At 58.1% G+C, this 26,739-nt stretch carries 20 protein-coding genes and 2 pseudogenes; 5 read left to right on the plus strand and 17 right to left on the minus strand.

Annotated elements, in window-relative coordinates; translation table 11 throughout:
* Positions 1 to 119 precede the first annotated feature (119 nt).
* Positions 120 to 813, minus strand: a pseudogene (locus EET67_RS22845) (IS6 family transposase).
* Between the two features lie 378 nt (positions 814 to 1,191).
* On the opposite strand from EET67_RS22845, the gene EET67_RS22850 reads away from it, so the two are divergent.
* Positions 1,192 to 1,959: a transglutaminase-like cysteine peptidase gene (locus tag EET67_RS22850; RefSeq protein ID WP_165900006.1), complete on the plus strand. Its 768-nt coding sequence runs from the start codon at positions 1,192 to 1,194 to the stop codon at positions 1,957 to 1,959.
* 42 nt (positions 1,960 to 2,001) lie between these two features.
* Here the strand turns inward: EET67_RS22850 and EET67_RS22855 are convergent, their stop codons facing one another.
* The 5 genes from EET67_RS22855 to EET67_RS22875 all read right to left on the minus strand — a co-directional run bounded on the left by EET67_RS22855 (position 2,002) and on the right by EET67_RS22875 (position 8,548).
* Positions 2,002 to 2,625 carry a ribbon-helix-helix domain-containing protein gene (locus tag EET67_RS22855; protein ID WP_128628522.1) on the minus strand — a complete coding sequence of 208 codons (624 nt, stop codon included), beginning with the start codon at positions 2,623 to 2,625 and terminating at the stop codon, positions 2,002 to 2,004.
* A 1-nt stretch (position 2,626) separates the two neighbouring features.
* Positions 2,627 to 3,907 (minus strand): HlyD family type I secretion periplasmic adaptor subunit, encoded by a 1,281-nt coding sequence (locus tag EET67_RS22860; RefSeq protein ID WP_128628523.1) that lies wholly within the window; start codon positions 3,905 to 3,907, stop codon positions 2,627 to 2,629.
* Between the two features lie 54 nt (positions 3,908 to 3,961).
* On the minus strand, positions 3,962 to 6,145 hold the full coding sequence (locus tag EET67_RS22865) for a type I secretion system permease/ATPase (RefSeq protein ID WP_425359547.1): 2,184 nt from the start codon (positions 6,143 to 6,145) through the stop codon (positions 3,962 to 3,964).
* A gap of 132 nt (positions 6,146 to 6,277) precedes the next feature.
* Complete coding sequence (locus EET67_RS22870) at positions 6,278 to 7,615, minus strand: TolC family protein (RefSeq protein WP_245451165.1); 1,338 nt, start codon at positions 7,613 to 7,615, stop codon at positions 6,278 to 6,280.
* A gap of 285 nt (positions 7,616 to 7,900) precedes the next feature.
* Positions 7,901 to 8,548, minus strand: a complete 648-nt coding sequence (locus tag EET67_RS22875) for a L,D-transpeptidase (protein WP_128628524.1) — start codon at positions 8,546 to 8,548, stop codon at positions 7,901 to 7,903.
* 136 nt (positions 8,549 to 8,684) lie between these two features.
* Here EET67_RS22875 and EET67_RS22880 point away from each other — a divergent pair, with 136 nt between their 5' ends.
* Positions 8,685 to 9,476 carry a GGDEF domain-containing protein gene (locus tag EET67_RS22880; RefSeq protein WP_128628525.1) on the plus strand — a complete coding sequence of 264 codons (792 nt, stop codon included), beginning with the start codon at positions 8,685 to 8,687 and terminating at the stop codon, positions 9,474 to 9,476.
* Between the two features lie 414 nt (positions 9,477 to 9,890).
* Here the strand turns inward: EET67_RS22880 and EET67_RS22885 are convergent, their stop codons facing one another.
* From EET67_RS22885 to EET67_RS22900, 5 genes are all read right to left on the minus strand, one after another.
* Positions 9,891 to 13,760, minus strand: a complete 3,870-nt coding sequence (locus tag EET67_RS22885) for a hypothetical protein (RefSeq protein ID WP_128628526.1) — start codon at positions 13,758 to 13,760, stop codon at positions 9,891 to 9,893.
* 792 nt (positions 13,761 to 14,552) lie between these two features.
* Positions 14,553 to 16,124 carry an FAD-dependent oxidoreductase gene (locus tag EET67_RS22890; RefSeq protein WP_128628527.1) on the minus strand — a complete coding sequence of 524 codons (1,572 nt, stop codon included), beginning with the start codon at positions 16,122 to 16,124 and terminating at the stop codon, positions 14,553 to 14,555.
* Between the two features lie 410 nt (positions 16,125 to 16,534).
* Complete coding sequence (locus EET67_RS26430; protein WP_342634683.1) at positions 16,535 to 16,804, minus strand: multiheme c-type cytochrome; 270 nt, start codon at positions 16,802 to 16,804, stop codon at positions 16,535 to 16,537.
* A gap of 53 nt (positions 16,805 to 16,857) precedes the next feature.
* Positions 16,858 to 16,986, minus strand: a complete 129-nt coding sequence (locus EET67_RS26435; protein ID WP_281011178.1) for a multiheme c-type cytochrome — start codon at positions 16,984 to 16,986, stop codon at positions 16,858 to 16,860.
* Positions 16,983 to 17,918 (minus strand): hypothetical protein, encoded by a 936-nt coding sequence (locus tag EET67_RS22900; RefSeq protein ID WP_128628528.1) that lies wholly within the window; start codon positions 17,916 to 17,918, stop codon positions 16,983 to 16,985. The genes EET67_RS26435 and EET67_RS22900 overlap by 4 nt, the downstream gene beginning before the upstream one ends.
* Positions 17,919 to 18,038: 120 nt before the next feature.
* On the opposite strand from EET67_RS22900, the gene EET67_RS26180 reads away from it, so the two are divergent.
* The 3 genes and pseudogenes from EET67_RS26180 to EET67_RS26185 all read left to right on the plus strand — a co-directional run.
* Complete coding sequence (locus EET67_RS26180) at positions 18,039 to 18,668, plus strand: c-type cytochrome (RefSeq protein ID WP_245451164.1); 630 nt, start codon at positions 18,039 to 18,041, stop codon at positions 18,666 to 18,668.
* A 167-nt stretch (positions 18,669 to 18,835) separates the two neighbouring features.
* Complete coding sequence (locus EET67_RS22905) at positions 18,836 to 19,657, plus strand: autotransporter outer membrane beta-barrel domain-containing protein (RefSeq protein WP_281011180.1); 822 nt, start codon at positions 18,836 to 18,838, stop codon at positions 19,655 to 19,657.
* Positions 19,658 to 19,819: 162 nt separating this feature from the next.
* Positions 19,820 to 20,022, plus strand: a pseudogene (locus EET67_RS26185) (hypothetical protein); the annotation flags it as partial.
* 9 nt (positions 20,023 to 20,031) lie between these two features.
* Here EET67_RS26185 and EET67_RS22910 read toward each other — a convergent pair.
* The 6 genes from EET67_RS22910 to EET67_RS22935 all read right to left on the minus strand — a co-directional run bounded on the left by EET67_RS22910 (position 20,032) and on the right by EET67_RS22935 (position 26,623).
* Positions 20,032 to 20,832: a hydroxypyruvate isomerase family protein gene (locus EET67_RS22910; RefSeq protein ID WP_128628530.1), complete on the minus strand. Its 801-nt coding sequence runs from the start codon at positions 20,830 to 20,832 to the stop codon at positions 20,032 to 20,034.
* A gap of 63 nt (positions 20,833 to 20,895) precedes the next feature.
* Positions 20,896 to 22,104 carry a M24 family metallopeptidase gene (locus tag EET67_RS22915; protein ID WP_128628531.1) on the minus strand — a complete coding sequence of 403 codons (1,209 nt, stop codon included), beginning with the start codon at positions 22,102 to 22,104 and terminating at the stop codon, positions 20,896 to 20,898.
* A gap of 253 nt (positions 22,105 to 22,357) precedes the next feature.
* Positions 22,358 to 23,851, minus strand: a complete 1,494-nt coding sequence (locus EET67_RS22920) for a tripartite tricarboxylate transporter permease (RefSeq protein WP_128628532.1) — start codon at positions 23,849 to 23,851, stop codon at positions 22,358 to 22,360.
* 1 nt (position 23,852) lies between these two features.
* Complete coding sequence (locus EET67_RS22925) at positions 23,853 to 24,341, minus strand: tripartite tricarboxylate transporter TctB family protein (RefSeq protein WP_165900007.1); 489 nt, start codon at positions 24,339 to 24,341, stop codon at positions 23,853 to 23,855.
* An 8-nt stretch (positions 24,342 to 24,349) separates the two neighbouring features.
* Positions 24,350 to 25,303 (minus strand): Bug family tripartite tricarboxylate transporter substrate binding protein, encoded by a 954-nt coding sequence (locus EET67_RS22930; RefSeq protein ID WP_128628534.1) that lies wholly within the window; start codon positions 25,301 to 25,303, stop codon positions 24,350 to 24,352.
* 156 nt (positions 25,304 to 25,459) lie between these two features.
* A complete protein-coding gene (locus EET67_RS22935) occupies positions 25,460 to 26,623 on the minus strand; it encodes a zinc-dependent alcohol dehydrogenase (protein ID WP_128628535.1) in 1,164 nt (387 codons plus the stop codon).
* Between the last annotated feature and the right edge of the window lie 116 nt (positions 26,624 to 26,739).

A 26,739-nucleotide genomic window follows, 5' to 3' on the forward strand; every position in this document is an offset into this window, starting at 1 on the left:
ATCCAAAACGCAAATGCCTCCGATGAAACCGGAGGCATTTTGATGACCCCACGTTAAGGGGTCCCGTTTGGACGAAAATCACCCCTCAAACAGGGTCCTCATTCCACGAAAAATCACACTCAAGCTGCCACGACACACGTGATTTCGCGCCAGGTTTCCATTGCAGCGCCGCGCAGATGACGATAGTCGAATGATGAAAGATGATTACGGGACAGGTGAAACAGATTGGCGATCGGATCGTGGATGAGATGAAACGTTGAAGCTGTCTTGCTGACTTGAAGCGCTTCATGATCCGCTCCCGTCGTCGGATCGGCTGGTGTGAATTCTCTGCGCGGTTGTTCAAGCCTTTATGCAAGCGATGTTCGCGCCGGGCATGATATCCTGTCTGGCCCGGCCGTAGGACCGCAGTTTATCTGGGATCATGATCCGAGGTGCATGGCCTTGTGCTTTCAGCAGCTTGCGCATCAACCGCTACGCAGCTTTAACATTTCGGCGGCTTTGCACGAGCACGTCGAGGACGAAACCATCCTGGTCGACGGCTCGCCAGAGCCACTGCTTCTTACCGACAGGTGATCACGCATTCGTCCAGGTGCCATTTGCCGCCGAAATGTCCTGCAGATCGGCGCTTGATGTCGTTCGCAAACCCACGGCCGAATTTCTGATGGGTGACGATGATGCCACGGGAGGTCAGCATGTCCTCGACCATACGCAGGCTGAGCGGGAAGCGAAAATAAAGCCAGATCGCACGGGCAAATCACTTCGGCGGGAAAGGCGGTGGCGACGATGTAGCCGGTTACGATCATGCTTGGTCATACCGCCTATTCGCAAACCTTCCTCAGCCAATCGTTAAGTTTACGGTGCCCTCTGAGCCCCTATTCGAGGCAGCTGCGAACCTTCCTTGAACCTTCGAAAGCGCAGCGCAGCTCGGAAAAGGGCTCTTCTCGCAATCTCGACTACGAGCACAAGACCATCTTTATAGTATTGCCGACTTTTTCGTTGGATACCATCAATCTTACAAGTGCATCTTCGACCTATACCACTAAATAATAAATTTGTATAAAATTTTAATTACATAATAGGCTTAAATAAACCATCTCCATTAGCTGGATATACAAACCCTCCTGCTAGCTTTCACGTTGACAAGCTGAGGGCAGATATATGATTGGCGGTAGATTTGTACCGGCGGGTAAATTGGCGAGAGCCGCACTCACCACTATGGCGATTGGTTGCCTCCTGGGCGGAAGCGCCGCGGGAATTGGGGAGCGCCAATCGCCAGCATCGCCAGAGAAGCTCGACTTCACGAGTACGGGATCGATAGCCGGCGGGATATTTTCTTCGGTTGCCTTTCCCTTCAAACCCGGGATAGCCACTCGCTGGCAAGAGATCGAAAAGAACGCAGGCCAACTCGGCCCGGGAAATTGCGATGGCGATGCGACCTGCCGCACCCGGCTCGGTATCCTGGAAGAGGCTGTAAAGGCAACACAAAGCCTGCCACTCGCGCAGAAGATCAATGCGATAAATAGAGCCGTCAACCGCCTGATAGACTACCGAAGCGACAAAGATGTTTACGGCACGCTCGACTATTGGGCGATGCCGAAGGAAATTCTCGCGATTGGGAAAGGTGATTGTGAAGATTTTGCCATCATGAAAATGGCCGCTCTGCGGTCAGCAGGTGTTCCGGCCGAAAGTATGGCACTTGTCGTGTTACGTGATTCGGGCCGGAACTTCTATCACGCCGTGCTGGCAGTCTCGACCAGCAGCCATACCTATGTCCTGGACAATCTGCGTGATGTCGTGCTGACGGACAGGCAATTGCCGCAGTATCAGGCGCTTTATTCGCTAGGCGCCCAGAAGGCATGGATCCATGGCTATAAGCGAGGCTCGGAATTTGCCATGCAGAAGCGGCCGACCTCGCTTGAAACGATACAGCCGGGTGAAGGTATTCCTAACCCGTCATGATTGGAGCATGCTCGGGACAAGCATGCCTGCCTAGTTCAATCCTCACAGCAACACATAGCAAAGCACAACATTCTGGCCTGAGACCGGTGCCAGAAGAGTATTTAGCTTGCCGCGAACCCTACGCTCGCCAACACCTACCACGAAACCAACGACTATCGGGGCATTCCCGTTTGTCTTCAGGCTTTGGGCCAGATCAGCGAGGTGAACATCCAGCGCCAGGCGCAGGTCCTTGCCGGTAAGGTTCTGCTCCGTATAGGAAAAGCGCGCCCGGACGAAGTTCAGGAACGACTGGTTGTAGGCAACAATCCGCTTGTCCAGCCCAAGGGCAAATGCTGCGCCCGGAGAAGCTCTGATCAAATTGATGACAAGAGACGGATCTGCAAGCCGGCGTGTGGCCTCCAACTCACCGATCATCCATTTAAGACAGTAGACACGAAGGAGCGACGTTGTGTTGGTCAGGCCCGGCGCTTGATCAATGATCGATTTGACCAATGCACCCGGCCTCTGTGCCGTAGCATGGGCGATATTCCGTAGCACCTGCCAGTAAATGCGCTCGAGACGAATACCTCGCCGCGTCTCCTGATCTTCTACCACACGAAACACCGGCTCGGCGTCCTTGGCAAGCGATGTAGAATCCGTTTCGGCAGGCACTGTGTCAGAAGTCATGCTATCGTTCCCGCATGGCTTCCGTTCTGGCCTTATTGATCGGTTTCAGGAGATACTGAAGCACCGTCTTCATGCCAGTCATGATGTCGACCGACGCCACCATGCCGGGAATGATCGCATGGGATTTTCCATCGTGCACGATCTCCGACTTGTCGGTCTTGACCTGAACCAAGTAGAAAGTTTCCCCCGATTTCTCATCGAAGATGGAGTCTGCTGAAACATTGGCAACCTCACCATGCAGACCTCCATATATGGAAAAATCGAAGGCGGTGATCTTCACAAGGGCGGGTTGCCCCACCCGTATGAAAGCGACGTCCTTGGGCGAGATACGTGCTTCCACCAGGAGAACGTCCGAGGTGGGCACCACTTCTGCAACCACCGTGCCGGGTTGCACATAAGCTCCGATGGTCGTGATTTCCAAGCGGTTCACAACGCCGTCCACGGGGGACCGCAAATCCGTTCGCTCGACCCGGTCCGACGCACCGCGGATGGTTTCGATCACTACGGAAAGGTCGGCCAGGACCTTGGTCTTTTCGGCCAGGGCCTCCTGCTGGAAAACCAGCATCAGTTCATCAACCTGAAGTGACGCCTCCTTGATAGCGGCGCGGATACGGTCGAGAGATTCCTGCAACAAATTCAGCTGGCCGGTCGAATCGGTCAATTCCTTCTGGATGCGCAGGAGGTCGGTTTGAGGGGCGAGCTTGCGGGCGACGAGAGGCTCCAACAGAGCAGCTTCCTTCCGCGACAGCGCAATGTTGTCTTCCAAACGCTGGATGCTTACTAACGCCTCGTCAAGTTCCTTGCGCCGTTGCAAGTGTCTTTCCTGCAGCACGGAAAGTTTGTTCTGGAAAGCGTCGCGTCGTGCCTTGAGCAGCCGGGCCTCATTGTCGCAAATCTCAGGGCTGGTCTTCTTGACGAGTTCCGGGCAGGTCATCGGCGAACTCATGTCACCGATTTGCTCAAGTTCAAGACGAGCCACCTGCACACGCAAGGCTCGGGCACGTGCTTCGAGTTCACCCAAAGTCGACGTTGTTGCCGTGTCATCCAGCCGGACGATGAGATCGTCCTTCTTCACGACCTGACCAACCTGGACGGCAATTTCCTGTATGACGCTCGCTTCGCTCGCCTGAATGACCTGCGTACGAGAGATGGGAATAACCTTACCCTCCCCACGAGCGATTTCTTCCACCTGCGTAATCGCTGCCCAAGCGACGAACGATACGATGAGCAGAACCACCACCACAAGGCTGGCACGTGCCCAGAACGGAGGGCTATCAGTCATGGCTGCCCCCCTCCTGCCCGATCGAGGCGGACACCAACTGCTCCACGATGCCCGTCATGTCGACCGCACCGCATTTTTCTGGAGTTGCTCGATAACCGCTTTCTTGGGTCCGTCGGCGACAACGCGACCGTTTTCCAACACGATCAAACGGTCGATCAATTCCAGCATACTGTAACGGTGGGTGGAAATGATGAGGGTTGTTTCCGGCTCGAATGCCGTCGCAAGTTGATTGATGAGCCGACGCTCGGATGCCAGGTCCATGGCGCCAGACGGCTCGTCGAGAAAAACAATCTTGGGCCGAGCCAATAGCAGACGAGCGATCGCCATGGCCTGTCGTTGCCCACCCGACAGATTGCTCCCACGCTCACCGACGGGCATGTCATAGCCGCGCGGGTGGCGGGAAACGAATTCATCCACTCCGGTCTTACGCGCCACGTCGATGATCTCCGCGTCAGTCGCGTCGGGCCTGCCCATCAGCAGATTTTCCTTGACTGAGCCGGAAAACAGATCGGCTGCCTGAGAGGCAACCGCAACGGCAGAACGGATAACCGCGGGATGATACTGGCGCACGTCGATACCGTCGATCATCAGGCTTCCACCACTTGGTGGATAGAGTCCGCCGAGCAGACGACCAATGGTGGTCTTGCCGGAACCGATACGACCGATAATGCCGATGCGCTCTGCTGGACGAACAGTAAACGTAAGCCCGTTCAGTACTTTTTGGTCGGAACCCGGATAAGCAAACTCGACATTTTGGAAGGAGAAATTGCCTGAATGGATTTCACGGTTGACAAAGCCTGTTCCCGTCGGCCGATCCTCCGGCTGCTCCATAACGGCGTCCAGTATACGAAGCGACAGGATTGCCTGACGCATGCGCGAGAGCGTCATCGCGATCTGGCCCATCGGGGCAACGGTGCGTCCCGACAGCATCACCGCAGCAATGATCGCGCCGGACGACATGTTTCCCTTGGAAAATTCATAGGCACCAGCAATGATGATAACCACCGACACCAGTTGCTGGACGAACTGGGTCCAGTTTGCGGCAGAAGCCGAAAGCTGTTTGATCTCTTCGGAGGTCAGTGACGCCTTCTTGGACAATTCATGCCACTTGCGTAGCAAGGTTCGCTCGGCACTGAGCGACTTCACAGTCTCGATTGTCGAGATCGTCTCAACCAGCAGCGATTGCTTCTGGGACGATTCGTTGGCAGCTGCCGCAACCCTGCGCCCTATCCGGTGCTGCGAAATTAATCCGATGACAAGAGCGAGAATAAAAGCAAGTGTCGGAATGATGACAATCCAGCCGGCTACCAGATAGATCACAATAAGAAATACAAAGACAAAGATCGTATCGATCAAAACACTGATCGTGTTTGAGGTAAAGAACTCCCGCACGAATTCATATTGTGTAACCCGGCTGGCATAATCCCCGGTCTGCATCGGGCGCGATGCCAATGTTGCATTCAGGACCTTCTCGAACAGCAGATAGGAAAGCTTGATATCGGCACGCCGGCCGGCATAGTCGATAAGCGCCGCGCGCACTGTCTTCAACAACAGGTCGAAGAGGACGGCACCCGAGACGCCAAGCGCCAATACCCACAGCGTCGACGCTGCATTATTAGGCAGAATACGATCATAGACGTTCATCACGAAAAGTGGCGACGCCAGTGCCAGCAAATTTATGAACAACGCCGCAACCGCCACCCGCGCGTAGGAGCTCCAGAACGGTAAAAGCGCGCTGGCCAGCCAATGCTTGCGGGCAATGCGCCCATCGAGGCCTTCCACAGCAGATTGCATCGTGTCGGCACTGACGATGCTGAACGACAAGACGGCCTTTACGTCTGTCTTTTGCAGTGCGCCGCCTTGAATGCGCGTGTTCGCCAAAGCCAGCAAATGCGATTTGGCGTGTACGCTTTCGCCTTCTATGCTCTCCAGCAGCGAAATGGCCGAACCATCGTTCAGCAGAAGAACGGCAGGGAGATCGAGATTGCCGGACGCCAGTTCATGCCAGCCGGAATCTCGTACCTCCAGGCCGATGCGATCGCTGAGACGCTGCACGTCTTCAAGACCGGGAGAGGCTTCGTCAAAGGGAACGCCGGAAAAAAGAACGACATCCGATCCCGGTCTTCCCAGGAAGATGGCGACTTGCCGGAATGCGGTCCTGAACGACTGCCCCATGGCCGGCTTCGCTTGATCGGCAATCGCGGGTCGTGTGCTGGGCAGCTCAGACGCCGAATTCATAAAGGCCTCTCACCACACGAGGCAAAACTACGGCAGAGGCCGACAAGAGACCTCTGATCAAACGAATAGGCGAGCTTGCTACCAAGCCACCCGTTCGCCGCATCGTATGCCACAAGGGCTCTTTCCCGCTGGTTACTTTATTGGCGCCAGCAGATCCAATGGAAGGTCGTTGACCTGCCGGGAAGGCAGACGCCGGTACGTTTCAGTCGGTGCCGTCTCGGGAACATTGAATTCCGTGCGGGCATAGGCTTCCGACTGCTTGGCAGCCTGCAGGTTCATTGTGCTCAGCAACGTTCCGGTTGCAGCCAGCAGACGATACTCAGCAAATCGGGCTGCATACTCAGCTGTCTTGGCCAGGATATTTACAGTGTAACGCGAATTCTGCGCACCAAGAACGTCGAGCAGCGACCGGCGCCCCACAGCGAGTTGCTCACGATAGGAATTGACCAACTGGCCATTCGCGGCCGCCTGCTCCCGCAACGTGCCGGCCAGATCTATCTGGCGAAGTCTACGGTCCCACGAAATCCGGACTGCTTCCTCGACTTCCCTGTGATTCTGGTGAAGCACCAGCCTTTGTTCGCTAGCGCGACGGATCTGTTCCTGCTCATTGGCGAGATCGATACCGCCACGATAGAGGTTCCACTTCGCAACCACGCGACCCTGCAGATCAGATGTGCGTCCTTCACTACCATCGATGTCGTGGCCTGTACGGGCGCGACCTTCCAGGAAAATTTCGGGAAACAGCTTGGAGCGAGCGGCATCAACCTGCGCGTCACTAGCATCGATGTCGGCGTTCGCAACCCTGATTCGTGGATTGTTTACTCGTGCCAGACCGATTGCAGCATCAAGCGACTTGGGCAGCGCCGATACCATCGACTGGGGCATCGACGCATTGGCAAAGGGCTTCCCGACCAGCTTCAGAAAGCGGATCTTCGCAGCTTCCAGCTCTTCTTCTGCTTCCTTGGTGCGAGCCTTGGCGGCAAGCAGGCGCTCCTGCCCTTGCTGGCGATCGGCCTCGGTCAGTGTGCCACCCGAGATCAGTGAGCCAATATCTCCCAGGACCTGCTGATGGAAGCCGATGTTACGGCGCGACTCTTCAACGATCTGTGCCTGAAGGAGAATCTCAAGATATTCCCGGACCACCTGCAGACCGACGGATTCCGATCGCTCGAGCACCCGGAATGCGGCGCTGTCGACACGAGCAGCCTGACGTTCCAATTCGGCCCGGCGCCCGCCTCCATCAAAGAGCTTCTGGGTAAGGACGACGCCGACTTCAGATGGGTAGAGGGGGTCGTCGTCAAGCCCGCCGAAACGCCTGGATGCGTCGTCCAGACCACGAGCGCCCACGGATGCCTCAAGATCGATGCTGGGCAAATAGAGGCCACGTGCCTGACGAAGCTCAAACTCGATGGCCTCACGATTCTCTGAAGCCTGGCCAATCTCCGGATTTGACTCCAGCATGACCGCCATCGCTTCCTGGAGCGAAAGCGCCTTGGCACTCACTGGCGCAAGGACAACGCCCGCAAGCAGTGCTGCCGAAATGGCTCGAAGTATTGAGATGCGCATGTCCCGCCAACCCCGCTTTGTATCCGGCCACGCAACCATACGCTGCATTGACCCATCCCGATCCCCAAAATCACCCTAAAGCCTATGCCCTCTGGGTTAAGATTCATCAACCCCCATGGCAAGGTACCTTCTCGCCTGTATATAAATCATCTATATTGTTGCACTCGTGCAACATATGAATTTTAGAATCTACTTAACTACGACAGGGCTTCCGACACGAACCTTGTTGTACAAATCAATGACATCGTCGTTCGCCATTCTTATGCAACCGGACGATACTGCCTTGCCCAAGGTCCACGGTTCATTGGTTCCATGTATTCTGTAGAGGGTGCCACCAAGATAAAGCGCCCGCGCGCCGAGCGGATTATCTGGACCACCTTCCATTGTGATTGGCAGTATACGGCCCCGGTGGGCCTCACGACGCCTCATTTCTTCAGGCGGCGTCCAGCTCGGCCATTCGGCCTTGCGGCTGATCTTTTCGGATCCCTTCCAGGCGAAACCTTCACGACCGACGCCAATGATATACTCGGTAGCGGTGCCGTCTCCGTTGACATAGAGCAAACGTCGCCGCTCAGTGTCGACGATGATGGTCCCGGGCCCGGCGCCTCCCTCAAAGGCAATAAGTTGTGGCGGCACGGGTGCGGCGTTCAGCTTGCCGGCAAGCTTGCTGTTATCCACACGTCTTTTGACCCATGTGCCACTTCGCGGATCGAATTGGCGAACCTCCTGCATTTCTGAGGCGGCCGACATATTCCACGCGGTAACGAGCGGCGCCAAGCCTGCGGCGATAGAAAGCACGATCCGGATGACAATACGGGCCGGTGAAATAAATGGCATAGAATGCTCCTCTGAGATTCGTACCTTAACCAAGTCTGCAACAGAATCGATCAAATGCGATATGTCACGGCAACGTCAATTTTACACCCACCGGCTATTGGATGACCGATAACGAAAACGGGGATTTGGCAGGACGATGTTTTGGGAAGCAGCAAGGACCTTTTTTTTCCGGCATAAGCCCGTTCTTTATTGGACGGTTGGCGGTATGGCTGCCGGTCTCGTGGTAGCCTTGGCTACCGTTGGCCTCTTGAATGTGATGTCCCCGACCGCCAATGGTGCGCGCGAAGCTGGCCTTGCCGTGGTGGTGTCGATCCTTGTGGCAATGCCGCTCGCATTTGCGTGTGGCCTGATGGCATCACGCGTCGGTGCTCTGCGAAAGCAGGTCCAGCGCCTAGGTCAGAATGACAATCTGACGTCTTGCCTCGACGAAGCAACGTTTTCGGCACTGGTCGACACATACTCCAATCGCAACACCGCGCCAGGAAGCGATCCGCTTGGCACTATCTTGTTGGTTAACCTCGATGATCTGAGAGTGATCAACAGCCGTTTTGGCTATTCCTGGGGCAACGAGGCACTAAGCAACGTAGCGGCGACGATCCGGGGAACGGTACGCAACGGCGACATTGTGGGGCGGGTGTCCGGCGATCAATTCGGCGTGTTTCTCCCTGGAGCGAACGAAACCGACGCCCGTGGCGTTGCCGAGCGCATCCACGACAACGTGGCTAAAATCCAATTCTATCCCGCTGGTACACACTATCTGCTGTCGATCCGGGCCGGTGCCGTAATCATATCCAGTCGGATCGGCTTCGATCAGCTGCTGCGCAAAGCTAATGGAACGCTGGAGATGACGAAGTCGCCGGGACACGACTGGATAAAATATGCGTCCTTGGATGCCGGTGCTGCCGATCGATCGAAGACTCTCCAGTAATTCCCCCCCTGCTAACCTCGCCAAATCTCAGTAAGGTGCCGGCTTATTTAAAGCTGCGCGATGGCGGAGAATGCGCCGGAAGGGCTGGTGCCGATGCCCGCGTCGCCGGGGCAAAAATTTGCTGGACAACCGCACGATCGGTTTTACTTCGTGCGCACGGCGGGCCGCGGGAGCACGAAGCGATCGAAAGCGCATTCGTGAGATGAGAGGCGCCGGCGTCCGCATCTCCGAACTAGTCCACTCAGTGAAGTTCCGCGTGAGACCGGATCCACCCGGTGCCGTTGCAATATGTCTCCGTCCAGGCCCGCCCGGACCATCGTGATACCATCGATGGCATCATCATGTGGATGCACGCCCACAAGCCGTTCCGTCGACCGACATTTACATGGACGACGCTACATCCGTGTAACGGACTTAGACCATCTGGCCTCTCAGGAACTTGCTCTCCTGGTCAGCGCCCAGAAGGACATTCGCTTCGAACTGGCTAATGAGGGCTCGAACGTTGGAGTTCAGTTGGCCGTCCGGGATCATTGCCGTCAATGTCGTGACCAAGAAATAGTTGGCCAGCCGGCCGTAGGCTTGTTTCAACTCGTTGATCACCGTTTGGTACTTGTCGAACTCGCGATCGAACCGCTGCGACAAGCCGCTGACCAACATGCCCAAGCCTGTGCCGACCGGTACACTGAAAGCAGGTGGGACGGGAAGCGTAGCTATATTGAACACGATCCCGGCTTCGGTTTCCCACGCCGTTTTCGCTCTTGATATTCGCGCAGCCTCCTGAGTAACCGCCGTCCGGATCATTTCGTCATACCAAGCCAATGCAATGCCGAGCCTTTTTGCAACGTACACTACGTCGAAAGGCACGTTGATGCTGGCAGACGGCGCGAGTCCTCCTCCAGCGATGATCGGGTTCGCCGCTTTCGCGGCGTCATAGCTGCTCGCCAGTGCGATACAGTTCATTGCGGACAGAAGCTGCTCGCGCCCGTTGGCGTTGTTTACGAGCGTGAACCGGTTGTTGACGATCGAAAGAGCTCCGTTCCGGAGGTCACCTTCAATCTCTTCTGGAGAAGCAAAGGCAGCGCCGATAGCATCGGCTCCGAGCACTTCTGTAGCGCCGCGGAAGAAGCCGCGACTAATCCGCTCATTGTAGTGGTCCCTAAATATACTCGCGAACTCGTTCGGTGCGGGGAAGTCGATCGTCGGCCACTCGAGCGGCCCCGGAACCGACCCGCCCAGGTTGAAATAGGGTCCGCTAGGTGAAGCTGCTCCGCCGGTGCCACCGGTCGGGATAATGCTCGCTAGCGGCCCCCCTATTTCCCCGTAGAGGGCGCGACGATACGCGAGATCGTAATCGTCGCCGCTTTCGCTTGGCCGGGTGCCAGTCCAAGGTTGGCTGCCCAAGACACCTCCCCCGGCGCCGCTGCCGCCGCCAGTCGGCGACATGTTGGCGCCGATGGCGCCGCTACCCGCAGCCCCGCCGTTGGATTGCCGCGCCCTGTCACGCCTTTCGCCTGCGTTGAGCAGTGATCCCATTTCCGAGATGTTCTTGGGCGTGCCACCTGATACACTGGGCTTACCCATCATCGCGAGCGCGACCTGTGCAGCGATCCGATCCTTCTCGATTTCTTTCTGCGCTGCGACAGCCAGGTTCGCGGCCGCGAGCTTGCCGGAGTCAGCCGCCGCACTCGTCGCTTCTCCGACACTGCTCGTCGCAAGCCCGATCGTCGCTGCAAGACTGCTCATGTCGCGGAACATGTTCCCGTTCTGCAGCGCGGCAAACGCCGCCCCGAGGCCCGCCGGATCCGGCAGGTTCGTCGGGTTGACGATGTTAAGAACCGGCTGGCCCAGCTGACCCGGCGTCACGTCCATGGACTGCGCTCGCGACTGCATGCTAATGGCAGCAACTTCTGGCGGTTGCAGCGGAATTGGGGAATCTTGCCAGTTCCAGAACCGGGTCGCGTCCAGCTTCTCTGCCGCGTTGGACCGTCCGAGCACAGCCTCGGCGAACACTCCACCTGTCGGCACCGGGATGAGCTCCTCGTTGGAGGTGGCTGGACCGAAAACTAAACCCCTGCGCTGCAACCACCTAGCCCAATTTTGTCGGGCTTCGGTTTCGGCGGCCTCCCCTTCTTCAGCAGATCCTCGCGGCTGTCCGGCGCGCACCGTAAATGCAGGCATACGGAACACAAGGTAGTTGCCGGCGACCTGGATCGGCCGTGGATCTATCAGATTGGCGACAGGCATGCCCTCGAACTCGAAGCGCGAGAGCAGAAGCGCGACCGTCGCACTGTCCAGCGAGCGCCAGACCGCTTGGTTGTAGTGCAGGCGATTGGCGCGCAGATGCTCCACGAGTTCAGGCCCGGCTCCCGTATCGCCGATCTTCGCAACGACCGTCGAAGCGCCAGCGGAAGCTTCGACTGGAATGGTGACCGGGAAGCTTGCCCCGCGATAGACCAGGCCGAGCGAAAGCCCACCGCTGAGACGCCGATCTGCCTGGCCCGTCGTTACGATAATCTCCAGAAGATTGCCGACGCTCACCTCGCCAGGTACGTCCCAGCCAAGGGACGTGCGGGCGAGATCAACGTTGTTGTCGGACTGAAGGCGGAACGAAATTGCTGCGATCTGCGGTCCCCCCTCGGACGACGTGAAGGTCAAAGTCTCCAGTGAGGCTTCGCGCGGGAGTAGGATCGAGCTGCTTCCCGGCCGGATGAGTGGGGTTGCGGTGAGCCGGCTCGCAACTCGCAATTCCTCGCGCGACCAGCTCGTGATCTGCGGTGCGATGGGTCGCTCCGTGGCCGCGGTCTCGCCCTCGTCTCCGGTGGTGGCTGCCGCCACCCGGGCCATGACAGCGGTCGTGGCCGCGAAGCCCGTGACAAAAGGCCTGATCGACCGGGTGGAGGTCAGGTTGACCATTCCGAATTCGGTGGCTAACAGCTCGCGTGCGCGCCGCGAAAGCGCCGCATCTGCAAGTACGCTGCGATATTTCTCGATGACCTTCTCATCGAATTCGGTCAGCTTCATCGGAATGAACAGGCAGCGTTCCACCTCATGCAGACGCGAGATCACGCGATAGAGTTCGACGACCTCGTAATATTGCACGGTCAGCGCGTGCATGTGGTTGTAATTGGCGAGGATCCGCGTCGAGACTTGCTGCTGCTCCGATTGCGATATTTCCTTGATGATACTCGCGCGCCGGCCACGCACGGTGGACGCCGCCTGCTGCGTCGCGTCTGACACCTGCTGGCTCATCGTTGCTCCGATCGAACGCGAGCCCGCCGATGTCGAAAAGCTGTTAGCGTCGGTCGTTGTGGTCCCGGCCGAACCGCTGCCGCCGATCGTGAGCGGACCGAGCCCGAGCCCAAACCCGACCCCGCCCGATGCGGTGGTCGCCTCGCTGTGCGTCCTCGAAAAGCCGGTCTGAACTTCGTTCGCGACGGCTTCCTGTACCTCGTTGATCGCGCGGTTGTGGGTGGTGACGTTGGTTAGCCGCTCAGTCTCGCTGATGTCCTCGGAACCGCGGCCGGTGTCTCGCCGGTCCCAAGTCTCCACCGCGATTCGGGTGCTTTCCCCCGGCGCGAGTGCAACCGAATGCAGCAGGTTGCCGAGGGCCATTCCTTGCGCGAACCACGACTGCTCAAAGGTCACGCGGGCCCCAATCGCCGGCGCACTGAAGCCGAAGGTCGCATCCAGCGCCGGGCTGATGTCGATCGCACCAGCCTCGCCGAGACTGGTTGGGTTGGCGACCGACACATGGTCCATCAGCATTGTCGTATAATATCGACGCTCGGTCGGGTAATCCCCGAGCGTTGGCACCAACTTTAGAGTTTCTTCCTCCTCGCCCCCGAGCTCGCGCCCGTTTACGGCGGAAAGAATGGCCAAAGCTCCGTGATAAGGCGGCCATCGGCCCAAGTCGGCGATCGACTCGGCGTGCAGCGATGACTTCAGCGCTTCCGCCTCCTCCACGGAAAGGCTGCGCAGCACCGTGAGGTCGGCGTGCGCGAAGTCAGTCAGGTCCTGGGGTGCATCCTCCGACGCGAGCCCGCCCGGTACCAGCCTGAGACTGTTCAACGCGCTTTTGAAGCTGCCGTCAATCGACTTCGAAAGCGCATTGGCAAAGGCGAACAAAGGTGATGTCGCGAGATCGAAGACCGAATCCAGGCCGATCCTCTGAAGAGCGCCACTGGCGGATTCGTCACTCCCTACCAGTACTGTGATGGGTTGGCGAAGTGCGGCGAGAGGATCGAGTCCACTTTCGCTTACGCGAAGGGCTTGGCGGTATGTCATGGGTGGCCTCCTTCACTTGGTGCACATCCTCCCCATTCCCCGTTTTTCGGAGCACCCCGACAGGTAATTCTTTCCTTCTAGTATAATTCGGCGGGATCACCGTGGCGTTTAAATAGTTAAAATGCAAGATATTTGAGCATCGCAAAGCGAATCTCAAGCATGCTTCAACCATTTGCCAGCGCTCTTTTGCAGACCAACGCGCATTAATTCTATTAATATACAATCAAAGCGCATCTTCAACAATAGCAATTCGGCTGGCCATTGTTCACGCAAGCTCTGAAATCGAGTGGAGCAAACGTTATACCCGCTTCCACGCTCTTGCTGCTGATTGGTACGTGACTGCTTAAGGTCCACTCTGGGGTTGCCACATACCAGCTCCGAAGGAGTGCAGAGGACTTCGCGCGCCCAGCGCAGCGTCAAATCGCTGGCGCAGCCGCGACTGGTTGCCAATCCGACACCGACAGAAGTTGCGCTGGATGCGGTCGCCTACGCCGTCGTAAACGTCCTTTTGGCCATTCTTGCAATTGCTTCCGGCATCGAGTTCTGGCGCGATCGTAGCGATGGGTTACCATCGCAATATGGAATGATCGCTGCTTATGCGGTCGTTTCAGGATTCTTTTGCTGCACGGGTTCGGTGAAGGCATGCCCAACCGTCTTCCCGACAACGTGATGCTCACGGTACATTTGTTCGTCGCCTTGCTCCCCCGCGGCAGATCGTTCCCTCTGGCGAGACCGAAATGAGCGTGAACTATCTCATCGACGTGTGAGGAATTGGGCGACAGTTATCCGAACTTAGACCAAGCCGTTTTGAATAGCCCGTGAAAGGCGCAATGCCAGTGCGACTGCGGTCAGTGTCGGATTGGCAAAACCAGTCGAACGGAAAGTGGCGGCGCCGGCGATGAAGAGATTGTTCGTGCCGAAAACCTTCAGATTGCTGTCGACCACTCCGTCTCTTGCGGACCAGCCCATGCGGGCCATGCCCATCTGGTGATAGCCATCATCGATTTGCGTGAGAAATGCCGGATCCTTATCGACCAACAGCGGATTGAGCGTGACTTTGGCCAAGCCCTCTCGCTGCAAAAATGTCGCCACTTCATTACCGAACTCGATCATCGTTGCCAGTTCGGCACCATCAACTTGCCAATCCATTTCTACGATTGGCATGCCCAAGGCGTCAGTTTCGTTCCCAAGCCGCAATCCGCTCGTTGGAAGAGCTATTTGTTCTGTCGTCAACCTCAGTTGGATCCGGTGTCCGGTGGGATTGTAGATTCGGCGATGTCTAAGATACCGCGTGACCAATGGTAACGCGGTCTTGGCCAAGGAAACGATTTGTCGCGTATCCTCAAGCATCCTCACGTCGGGTTTGCCGTTAAGAAGGCTTCTGGCAAAGGCTTTTAGTGCCTTTAGCTCCTGCCCATTTTCCGTATCGGAGACGAAATGAGCCGCGATCCCCAGCAGTTTTCTTGCATGTTGTGCACTTTCAGACAGCTTCAGTTTTGGGAGGTACTTAAGCCCGCGAAGGACGGCGGCATCAAATAGCTGCTGAAAGCGCTTTACGTTAATCGGCGTTACTGCGCCGGCATATACGTCGACGTGATCGCAAAAACCTCGACCAACCCAACGATTATCTGTCCACGGCGCTACGCGATCATCGGTAAACGGGATAGATAACAACCTCGCGATCTCGATCGTGCCGTGTGCAAGGATAACTTTTCCAGCAGATAGCCTATGCCGCGTGCCGTTGGTGCCAGTAATTACTACACCAATATTCTTCCCGCTTTCGTCGGACCATAAACCTGTCACCGGAGCTCTGGTCAGGACCTCAAGCTGGGTAAGGGCAAGAAGGTCGCGCTCAAACAAGCGTGCGAAATTGGTTTCAGGCGCCCAGCGGGTGAAAAAGAAATCGAGATCGGTCCCGGTGTCTGGCGGCGACACCTTCAATTGCTTCCAAACGGCACAGTCATCCAGCCGACACCGCATACCCAGGAGGTCGAATGCGAGTTCGTAGTCTGACTCCAATTCGTTGGCAGAGATCGGCCATTCGCTATCGGGAAGCCATTCCCGCTTTCCGAAAACGATGGGATCGAACTTTAAAAGTTGGCCTCCCCAAAGGTTGGTGGTTCCGCCGAGAGCCCGGGATCGCGCCTCATGCAGCCCTGTCAAATTATGGCCGGTGCAAGTTGCGCTTTTGAAAATGGCCTGGCTTTCAGGGGAGGGGTTTCGATCCCCAGCCTCAAGGAGCAACACTCTCTTTCCGGTGCGTGCCAGGTGGACGGCCAGCGTAAGACCAACCGCGCCAGCGCCGACTATGACTATTTCTGGATCATGTGAGAGTTGCGTTGCAGCGCGAAATTCCTGGAGCATAGGGTGGCACCTTGGGTGTCTGCGGCATCAGCGCAGAAGCCATAGGATCCCAATGCCCAATCCATATCGGGAAGAGCCTTTGGCTGATTATGTGGGGTTGAACCTAACAGTCGGACTTAGGAGTCAGTCGGCGATGAATTGCCCAAAACCGTAGAAAGGCAGGCTGCCTCTGGCGTGCCGGCGGTCGATCGCTGACAATCTGATGAATATAGGCAATTTACAATCCTCAACGAACTCAATCACCACCGCCGGTCAGGAGGCTAACCGTAGCTATGCTGCGCCGCAACGAAAAAGTTGCAGACTCCGTCGAGTTTTCGCCCACAAGTATCCGATACCTCGAGTTGACTTCCACGCCGAGGCTTTAGCGTGGTGGCTAGCCGTCCTGCCCGCGATGGATGATTATAGTCTTGCTACGAACTTTCGGTCCGATGCCCTAGCCGTTCATTGCTCATGCGGTTGATAGCTGTCGGCTCGAAGCCCCAGCGCACCTTGCGCACCAGGTTGTGACCAAATTTGCCATTACATTCCATATGGCAGGTCTGGCCGCCTTCGCCGAGCGCTGCGGGCAACGGCTTTTCCCAGTCCCACGAAGCGCCTTGCGTCTTGTAGATGACGCCGTGCTTGGACAGGCTGAATGCCTCGAATCCATTATGGCGACGCCGTTGTGGCAGGTCGAGCAGGCCTCAGCTTGCGCGCCTCGGCGGCGGAGAATTCGTGGCGGGTATGGCAGGAATTACATTGTGTGGCAGAGCGAGCAGCCATCGGCCACCTCGCGCTGCGCCATGCCGGCCCAGATCGCCGTTTCGACATTGGACTGCCATGACAGGGCATGCGAAGGCCGCCCCGCCAGCCACTGGCTCACGCGTGATGCCGCAGCCAATGACGGTCGAACACGTTGACAATTGTGCGGAAACTGGATTCCGTAATCTGACACGGGCCGTTGTTTCCGTCTTCATTGAGAAATTGCCACAGTTGACGATCGAGCGGATGGCTTTCGCTATCCAAGGCTATTCCCAGTCTTCCTAAATCTTCGACGATTGATCCCGAGGACAGGAGGTATCCTCCCCAGTCGTCCGGGAGGTTCGTCGACTTGGGCAGCCTGATCATGAGAATGCGCACTGCAGAGGGCAAGGGTTCCGGGCCGATGATCGTTGTGCCGCACATATAGCCGGCAAGAACGCTACCCGGCGGCGACGGCAGAAAAAGGCTGAGGAAGAACTGTGCATCGCCTCCGGATTCCCGCAGGTGTATGTAGAGTCCTCTTTTTGCGAGCGTGATCGGTCCTGTCATGAGAAACGAACCGGTCGGTAAGGCCTCCTTATACGTGGCAGTCATGCTGCGCGATCGCCTATCCATTTTGATGGACACGGTGCTGCGGATTAGCTGGCCGCGATAATATGGGGACAGCGCCTTGGAATAGCAGGCGTATGCCCCGGACATCGTCGCATCTATGCCTTGGTCGACCAGGCGGGAAGGCGATATGTGGGAACCCATCCGGCGTTCCAGTTCCTCCCGGTCAACACCATGGTGCTCACAAACGGCTTCAGCGAAAGCTTCCACTTCGCATTGCGCAATCCACGCTCCAGGGCGATCCAGATCCAGAACCTTCGACCAATCTTCATATACGCTGAGCTGGCGCGGCTGCGAACGGCCTTGGAGCCATTTATCGGCACGGCCAAGATCAAATGCAGTTTCCGGATTGGCGCGGCGAAATGCAGCGGCCAGATCCTTACGCGAAATAGCTCCAAGCAGCGCTGCAGTTACCCGCAACTTCTCGGCAATATGCTGCGCCATTTTTCCCTCAAGCCCTGACTCGATACTATTTCCTCCAAAAATCCAAAGATTTCCAGGGAATTTCCGCTCGGAAAACTTGTTGGCGAAGAACTGCTGATTTTACGTTGCCGGCAAAAGGTAATGGCGGATTCGACCTCTAGCAAGCGCCTTGAATTTCTGTTCCTGGACGGAAATGCGATGGTTTCGGAGGTGGGAGACATGCCTGAAATCAAGAACTTAAACCGTGCGGAATCTCGCGACGCGCGTTTAAGTCGCGAGGCGGAAGGGAAAAGGAAGATGTTTCGTACGGGAATTGTGCTCGGAATGGTTATGGCTACTTCAGCCGCCACCGCAGCGGATGTGGTTTCGATAGAGGAAGGATTGCGCATTGCCACGATAGGTGGCTGCCATGATTGCCACACAGAAGGTTTTGCCGAGAACGGCGGCCAGGTCGATCTGGCGAAGGCGCTGATGGGCAGTCATGTCGGTTTCCAGGGGCCGTGGGGCACGACCTATCCCGCCAACCTGCGCCTTACACTGTCCAAGATGAGCGAGGACGAATTCGTCCGCTACGGCCATGAGGTCAAGACGCGGCCGCCGATGCCATGGTTCGGCCTCCATGCCATGACGGACAACGAACTGCGGTCGATCTATCAATACGTCAAATCGCTCGGAGCGCCGGGAGAGCCCGCACCGGACTATGTGAAACCCGGCGAGGCGCCCAAGACCCCCTTCATCGTGTTTGCTCCGCCGCAGATACCGGCAAACTAAGCGACGGCCGCTCGTATTATCCGCGGCCGTGCCGTCGCATGCCGCCCTGCTTTGAGCAGGAAAACGGTAAATCGACGCCTTCGAGCGAAGCCGGTGGATGGCCGGGCCATCGTCAGCTTCACGATCGCATTCGACAAGTATTCAACCGTAAATTACGTCCCGCAGCGGTGGGACTCGGGGGCAGGCAGATCACCTGGGGCGGCACCGACGGCGACGGCAATGCCGCCGAACTCGACCGCTCCATCGGCGGCTTCTTCACCGGCATCGACGGGCTGGTTGCCGAGAATGTCCGGCTGGGCATCATGACCGGCTACAGCCATGACAGTTTCGATGTCGACGGCCGCGCCTCGTCGGGCTCGAGCGACAACTATCATCTCGGTCTTTATGGCGGCACGCAGATGGGTGCGCTCGGCTTCCGCTCGGGCCTTGCCTATAGCTGGCACGACATTGAAACGGCCCGTTCGGTCGCCTTCCCCGGCTTTGCCGACAGCCTGAGCGCCGACTACGATGCCGGCACCTTCCAGGCCTTCGGCGAACTCGGCTACCGCGTCGACACGGCGACCGCCTCGTTCGAGCCCTTCGCCAACCTCGCTTATGTCAATCTGCATACCAACGGCTTCACCGAGAAGGGCGGTGCGGCGGCGCTGACCAGTCCGTCACAGACCACCGATGCCACCTTCACCACGTTGGGTGTCCGCGCCTCGACCGGCTTCGACCTTGGCGGCATGAAGGCGACGGCGCGCGGTATGCTCGGCTGGACGCATGCCTTCGGCGACACCACGCCGCTTGCCACACCAGCCTTTGCCTTCGCCGGCGGGGACGCCTTCACGATCGCCGGCGTGCCGATCGCCAAGGATGCCGCCGTCCTTGAAACGGGGCTCGACTGGAACCTCACCGAAGCTGCAACACTCGGCGTCGCCTATCAGGGACAATTCGGTAGTGGTGCAACGCAGAACGGCTTTGATGCGACGCTCCACGTGAAGTTCTGATGCATTGGCCTGCTGCCGGTTTCGTGACACCGAGATTAGGTTGTTTACCGGATCTGGAGAGTGTACGGGCCGATTTTCAGGAAGGTTATCTGTCAGATCGAATAGCCGGAATGAAACGGGGTTCTGTGTATCGGTCGAACGAGTTTACCGCCGGAGTGGACCCGACCCATGATCGGCTTCAAATCCACCGGCTGCGCAATGACGATCCTGGCTGGGATCGAGATGGTGCACATGATGCGCAAACGGCAGGCGAGGCCTACAATCCAGCACCGTCAATCGCCGAGCATTTCGAGATCCTCGTCGCGCGTGAAGACGGGCGAGCGAACTACTCATGTTCCCGATGCGGATTTACGACACAACCCTAGTTCTGGTCTCTAAATGTGCGCGGGGCTTCCATTCAATGCGGCGAGCCAGGCGAGGCCTGCCTCCGTGTCGCCGGCCGGCACGTATTCGCAACCGAGGCGACCGCGATAACCGATTTCAGCGAGCATCCCGCCGATCCGGTCGAAATCAAGCGAGCCCGAACCGGGCTCGTGGCGGCCTGGATAGTCTGCGATATGCACATGGGCGATGAGGCCAGCATGAGTCCTGATCTCTTCGAAAATATCGAGACCCATATTGGCAGTGTGGAAGATGTCGAGGAGCAGGCCGAGATTGGTGCCGCCGGCTGCAGCGATCGCGGCAGCAGCGCGGTTAGCCGTATCGATGAAATAGTCGGGCACAGCGCCGGCGCTCATCGCCTCAATGAGGATGGTAATGCCGCGCTTGCCCGCCTCGCCGGCGGCATAGGCCAAGTTTTCCACATAGCAGTCCCAATGTTCCTGTTTGCGGTTCGCTGCGGGCAAGACGCCCGCCATGGCATGCACCATGCCCACGCCAATCGCCTCGGCATAGTCCAACCCGTCCTCGACGCTGCGGCGAAATTCCTCGCGCCGCTCGGGGAAGATCGCCAACCCCTTCTCACCGCGTTGCGCGTCGCCGGAATACAGCCCGAACTGCGTGTAGGGCAGACCTTCGGCCCGGAGCCATTCTGCCATTTCCTGTGCCGGAACACCGTAGGGCGCTGGATACTCGACCGCCGAGAACCCGTGGCGTTTTGCGGCTGCAATGCGCTCGCGCAACGGCTTGTCAGTGAACAGGTAGCCAATATGGGCGCTATAGGGGAAGTCTGACATCGTCCGCTCCGCCAGGGTTCCTGAAGTACAGATACTGGTGGACGGCGCCGTACCGTCCGCATTTCACCGGCCCGCGATGTTCCAGCCGCGACCATGGTCGCCGAAGCCTTCGCAACCATCCTTCGTGATCGCCACCGTATCCTCCAGTTTGATGAAGCCGCGCTTGGTGTGATGCAGCTCCGTCTCGATGGAGACGACCATCCCCTCTTCCAGCGGCAGGTTGCGGTGGTGGGCCGGATAGTTCGGGAAAGCATTGTTCATAAGCCACGGCGCTTCGTGGCTCACAATGCCCATGCCATGAGCCATGAAGAACATCTGGTCCTTGGCCGGGCACTGGGCCAGGGCAGCGTTGGCGTTCTCGAATATCCCGGCTCCGATCGTACCGGGGCGCAGGTTGCGGCGAGCTGCCTGCTGGACGAGTTCAATCTGACCGAGCAGGTCCACCAGTTCCTGATCCGGTTCCGTGGTGTAGGCCATGCGGCAAAGGTCGCCGATATAGCCCTTGTAGTTGCCGCCCGAATCGAGGGCCAGCGTCTCGCCTTCCTCCCAGATCTTGTCGTAGGGCGCACGGTTGAATGCGGTGCCGATGTTGGTCAGCGCATATTCGAACTTGAGGTCGCGCGCCGTCTCTTCCTGACGCAGCGCCTCAAACAGCGCGCGCTTGCTCACGCCGGGACCGTGCTTGGAGATGACGGCCAGCATGGAATCGACCACCTTCTCCGAAGCTTCGCGAATGATGGCCAGCTCCGCAGGAGTCTTGAGCGCACGCAGGATCTCGAGCGTGTAGGTGCCGTCCACTATTTCGGCCTGCGGCAGTTCCTCCTCAAGGACGCGGTAGGCGTCGATGGGCATGAAGCCCACTTCGATGCCAATGCGTCCCCGGCCGCCACCCAGGCTCTTCAGCAACTCGGCGGCGGACTTGGCGTAAGCCTTGGCAAAATGGTTCTTCAGGTCGAGGTTGGAAACCCAGAATTTGCCGAGCTGCTTCTCGTAGCGCTCCATCGGCGCACCGACATAGCCGGAATCCAGCGGCCGGCCTTTCACATAGATGAAGAAGGGCAGATAGCGGCTCAGCCCATGCGCATCCATGTAATCGTAGAAGAAGAACCGGTAGCCGCCCAATAAGTATTGGATGCTGTGCTTGGAGGTGACCAGGAGAGCATCCAGCGTCGCCTCCTCCATCAGTCGATCCAGGCGGCCGGTGTCGAATGGAGGCTTGTGCAGCTTCGAGGTATCCTCGACCGGGTTGCCTTCAGAATATGCGAAGCTCATTGATCTGCCTTTGATGATTATTTGAAACCCAGCGAAACAGGCTCGCTTTGATCTCCATCATTCTTGAATCGCCTGCCGAATCAATCAGTTACTTGACGATTTACCGATGTGAAAATCCGTGCATTGAGAGCCTGTGCGCGTCGGGAAATCGACTCTCGCTTCCCGGCATCGGGGTTCTCCTTCCTTTGCCACTGAACGCCAGCAGCCATGACGCCGGCGGCGCCATGGCTGCTGGCAAATCAAGCAGGATGGATCAAGCTGACACGGCCTGCTTTTGCCGTTGCGCCCTGACCATGCCCACGACCTGAAGGACGACAACGAGCAAGGACAGGCCGAAGAAAAAGAGCGAGATCGGCGACAGGAGGATCGTTGCATTGTCGCCGGACATGATCATTGCTGTCCTCAGTTCGCGCTCCATAATCGGACCCAGCACCAGGCCGAGCAGGATTGGCGTTAGCGGAACCCGCGCCTTTTGCAGGAGATAGCCGATCAGCCCCACCACAACCATGGCGCCGATATCGAACATGGAGTTGCGCAGGGAGTATGACCCGACGACACACAGCACCATGATCGCCACCGCCAGCAGATGATGGGGAAGCTTCAGTGCCTGCACGAATACCTTGACCCCGAACAGCATTGTTAGCGTGACAAGCACATAGGACAGGCCAAAGAAGAAATAGATGCTGTAGACCGTTTCCGGCTGTTCAATGAAAAGCAGCGGGCCAGGTTGGATGCCGTGGACGAGCAGTCCGCCCAGGATCAGCGCAGTTGCCGGATCTCCCGGAATGCCGAGCCCGAGCATCGGGATCATCGCCCCGCCCGTGACCGCATTGTTTGCGGTCTCGGGCGCAACCACACCCCCCATCTCACCCTTGCCCCAGCGTTCCGGATTGCGTGCCAGACGCTTCTCTTGCGCATAGGCGATGAAGGCCGCGACGGTGCCGCTGGTCCCCGGTATTGCGCCGATGACGGTACCAAGAAGGCTCGATCGCAGAAGGTTCCAGCGGAAGCCCAGGATATAGCCCAGGCTTGGCAGTTCCACCTTGACCGATTTGCTCTCGACGGCAGTGCCATTCCTGTGAGTTGCCAATGCGTCGACTACCTGCGGGACGGCAAACAGGCCGATCATGGCGACGAGCAGGTCCACGCCCTGCAGGAGTTGGACATTGCCGAAGGTCAACCTCGATACGCCGTCGATGGGATCCTGGCCGATGGTCATGACCATGAGGCCGATCACGCCGCCGATAAGCCCTCGCACAAGGGACTGCTCAGCAAGGCCGCATATCATGGCCATCCCGAAAACCACGAGCGCGAAAATCTCCGCCGGCCCAAACACAAGCGCCACCTCGGCCAGGAACTTGACCGAAAAGACCATCACGACAAGGCTGAAGATGCCACCCAACGTGGAGGAGATCGTCGCCATGGCGATTGCAAGACTAGCCTTGCCTGATTTGGCTAGCGCGTGGCCATCGCTCACCGTCGCGGCAGAAGACGGCGTTCCCGGAACCCCGATGAGAATGGCAGCCACCGTTCCTCCGCTTGCTCCACCGATATAGGTGGATATGAGCATCGCGATCGCCATCATGGGATCCAGCGTGAAGGTCAGCGGCAGGATCAAGGCCAGCGCCATAGTGAAGGTCAGGCCCGGAATACATCCGAATGCAAGCCCGAAAAGGCTGCCTATGACGAGGGCCAAAAGCGACTGGGGTTGAAAGGCCAGAACAGACGCGGTGATAAATGCGTCCATGTCAAATCCCCAATACGATCAGGCCCGATGGCAGATAGACGCCAAGCAGGCTGCTCATGAGCAGATACAATCCAAACCCGAGCCCGATTGACATCGCCCCGATCACGGCAGGTGAGCGCTCTTTCAGGACTGTCACGAGGAAAACCGCGACCGCGAGAATCGTGGCCAGAGTGAAGCCCAGAATATACGTGGCGATGACGTAGAAAATCAGGAAGCCGAATGTGGCCAGTGCGGCCCAAATCTCTCGGGCCATGCCTCCCTTGTCGGGCATCTCGACGACCTTTTCCCGACGATGCTTGCGCTCCACGCCAAGCAGGCCGATCAGGGCGAGGCCCGACAACAGAACGCCCAGCGTTACAGGAAAGGTTCTTGGGGAAATATGCGACCCCGAATATCCGTTCGGGATCGTCACTACCGAGGCGATCACCCAGGCAACGCCCACCACGAAGAGGGTGATGAACAGCAGCCTGTCGCGTAGGATGCTCGTCATCGCCATCCCTACCTGTTGTTCATGCCGAGTTTTGACATCAGATCACTGATAACGGCATCGTCCTTTGCAATAAGTTCGCCGAACTCCTGCGCCGGCAGATAGGCGGGCGTAAAGCCGAGATTGACCACGGTTTTCTTGAATGCCGCGCTTTCAACGGCCTGCTTGGCGGTTTCCTCAAGCTTCTCGACGACTTCCGGCGGCGTGCCGGCTGGAGCGACCAGGCCGCGCCACATCGTGATGTTCATTCCCTTAGCGCCAGCCTCCGCGCAGGTAGGAACGGCACCTTCCGCCTCGATCTTCTCAATGCCGGTCGAGCAGACCAGCGTGAGCGTGCCATTGCGCACATGCGACTGGAACTGGCTCGGCCACTGGATGGCCACATCCACGCGCCCTGCCAGCAGTTCGGCCGGTGCACGTCCCTCACCATAAGGAACATAGACGACCGGGACCCCGAGCTGGTTGAACAGTGCTGCCGATACCAGATGGGTAAAGGAGCCCAACCCCGAAACGCCCACACGCAGCGGAGTGCCGCGCTGCTTGGCACCAGCGGCGAGCGCCTCAAGCGTATTCCAACCGCTGTTCGACCGCACGGCGACCACCGGCACTTCGACGCCCACACGGGCGATCGGCGTGAACGCCTTGTAATCGAAAGGCAGGTTGCCCTGATAATAGACGGTCGAAATGGAATTTGAGTTCCAGACGATATTGTAGCCATTTGCTTCTGTCGCCTGGGCATAGCTGTAGCCAACCGCGCCGCCGCCGCCCGGCCGGCTCACCGCAACCACCGGCTGCGAGGAGAGCTTGGACATTTCCTCTGCCAGGACCTGGCCAACGGTCTGAGCCGATCCACCGAACAGGATCGTCATTTCGATCGGGTGCTGCGGAAAATCAGACTGTGCCTGGGCCACGCCTGCTGCGGCACAAAGCGCCACCCCGGCCAGCATCGTTGTATAGTTTTTCATTTTCTCCTCCTTGCTTCATCAACCCAAAACCGCCGCGGCACTGGCGCCACACCTCCCTTGGTTCCGGCCACGAAGTTTGTGCTGATCTATTTTGGCGTTCCTGCTCCGGTCCACAAATGATTAAGCCGGCGCTCGAAGGCGCCGGCTTTGCAAAAGCTATTCCGCAGCCTTGAGCTGGCGTGCGGCGTGCTTGTTCTTGACCACGACCTTGATTGCATCCTCGACGCGCTCCCTGGCATAACGCAACGCCTCCGGCAAATCTTCCATGTCGAAAGTATGAGTGTGGATGAGGGTGGCGTCGAAGCGCTTCTGGCGCATGAACGCCTCGGCGCGATGGGTCGCCGACTTGCCCTCGCCGCGGATGCCGTAGAGATAGATGTTGTTGCGCACCAGATAGGCCACGTCGATCGGCACTTCCTCGCTGGGGAAGGCGGCCAGGCAGATCTTGCCGCCGCGGTTGAGCATCTGGGCGGCCTCGTTGACCGCGTTTGGCGCACCCGAGCATTCCACCACGAAATCGACACCCTTGCCGCCGGTCAGCTTGCGTACCGCCTCGACGACATTCTCCTTGCGCACATTGATGACGTGGTCTGCGCCGAGCCGCTTGCCGATTTCGAGGCGGTTGTCGCGGGTTCCTGTGAGGATGACCGGTTGTGCGCCGAGCGCCTTGGCGACCGCCGCGCCGAGCAGGCCGATCGGCCCCGGTCCGCTGACCACGACCGCATCGCCGGCAATCAGGCCGCCGAGCTCGGTGAGACCATACATGGAGGTTCCCGCCGTGACGACCAAAGTCGCTTCCTCGTCGCTCATCGAATCGGCGACATGAATCAGCGTGTTGACATTGTTGACCTGATATTCGCAGAAGCCGCCATCGGTGGTGAAGCCGTTGGCGCGATGCCCCTTATCGACATCGCCGTAATTCTTGCCGTAGTTGTGGCAGGAGGTGTACATGCCTTGGCGGCAGCGCTTGCACTGGCCGCAACCGGCATGGATCTCCACCGTCACCCGGTCACCGATGGCGAATTCATCGACACCCGGGCCGAGCGCCACCACCGTGCCCATGTATTCGTGACCCGGAGTGAAATTCTTGTTGAAGGGGGCGCCGCCCTGAATCTGCGCCGGCGGACCATGGGAAATGATCTCGAAGTCGGTCGCGCAGATGGCGACTGCATCGATGCGCAGCAGCACCTCGGCCTTTTTCGGCATTGGGACCGGCTTGCCCACCAGCGTGAGTTGATTTGGATCGCCAAGCACCCAGGCCTTCATCGTCTCCGGAACCGGATAGTCCGGATGGGTTTTCACATTGTCTGGTTGTGGCATTCTGTTCCTCCTCCGCAAAAACGGACTCGACACCCTGACAGAACAGACTGCTCTGCCCTGTCTATTAACTTTGAAATTTTCAGGAATTAAGGAATAATTCTTTCTATTCCTCAAAT

It is taken from the genome of Borborobacter arsenicus (assembly GCF_003934165.1).
GTDB lineage: Bacteria > Pseudomonadota > Alphaproteobacteria > Rhizobiales > Rhizobiaceae > Pseudaminobacter > Pseudaminobacter arsenicus.

Coding starts and splice junctions, on each gene's coding strand:
- EET67_RS22855 (WP_128628522.1), bottom strand. CDS start 2,625: ATGACTTCTGACACAGTGCCTGCCGAAACGGATTCTACATCGCTTGCC.
- EET67_RS22860 (WP_128628523.1), bottom strand. CDS start 3,907: ATGACTGATAGCCCTCCGTTCTGGGCACGTGCCAGCCTTGTGGTGGTG.
- EET67_RS22865 (WP_425359547.1), bottom strand. CDS start 6,145: ATGAATTCGGCGTCTGAGCTGCCCAGCACACGACCCGCGATTGCCGAT.
- EET67_RS22870 (WP_245451165.1), bottom strand. CDS start 7,615: ATGGCGGTCATGCTGGAGTCAAATCCGGAGATTGGCCAGGCTTCAGAG.
- EET67_RS22875 (WP_128628524.1), bottom strand. CDS start 8,548: ATGCCATTTATTTCACCGGCCCGTATTGTCATCCGGATCGTGCTTTCT.
- EET67_RS22880 (WP_128628525.1), top strand. CDS start 8,685: ATGTTTTGGGAAGCAGCAAGGACCTTTTTTTTCCGGCATAAGCCCGTT.
- EET67_RS22885 (WP_128628526.1), bottom strand. CDS start 13,760: ATGACATACCGCCAAGCCCTTCGCGTAAGCGAAAGTGGACTCGATCCT.
- EET67_RS22890 (WP_128628527.1), bottom strand. CDS start 16,124: ATGCTCCAGGAATTTCGCGCTGCAACGCAACTCTCACATGATCCAGAA.
- EET67_RS22900 (WP_128628528.1), bottom strand. CDS start 17,918: ATGGCGCAGCATATTGCCGAGAAGTTGCGGGTAACTGCAGCGCTGCTT.
- EET67_RS26180 (WP_245451164.1), top strand. CDS start 18,039: ATGGCGGATTCGACCTCTAGCAAGCGCCTTGAATTTCTGTTCCTGGAC.
- EET67_RS22910 (WP_128628530.1), bottom strand. CDS start 20,832: ATGTCAGACTTCCCCTATAGCGCCCATATTGGCTACCTGTTCACTGAC.
- EET67_RS22915 (WP_128628531.1), bottom strand. CDS start 22,104: ATGAGCTTCGCATATTCTGAAGGCAACCCGGTCGAGGATACCTCGAAG.
- EET67_RS22920 (WP_128628532.1), bottom strand. CDS start 23,851: ATGGACGCATTTATCACCGCGTCTGTTCTGGCCTTTCAACCCCAGTCG.
- EET67_RS22925 (WP_165900007.1), bottom strand. CDS start 24,341: ATGACGAGCATCCTACGCGACAGGCTGCTGTTCATCACCCTCTTCGTG.
- EET67_RS22930 (WP_128628534.1), bottom strand. CDS start 25,303: ATGAAAAACTATACAACGATGCTGGCCGGGGTGGCGCTTTGTGCCGCA.
- EET67_RS22935 (WP_128628535.1), bottom strand. CDS start 26,623: ATGCCACAACCAGACAATGTGAAAACCCATCCGGACTATCCGGTTCCG.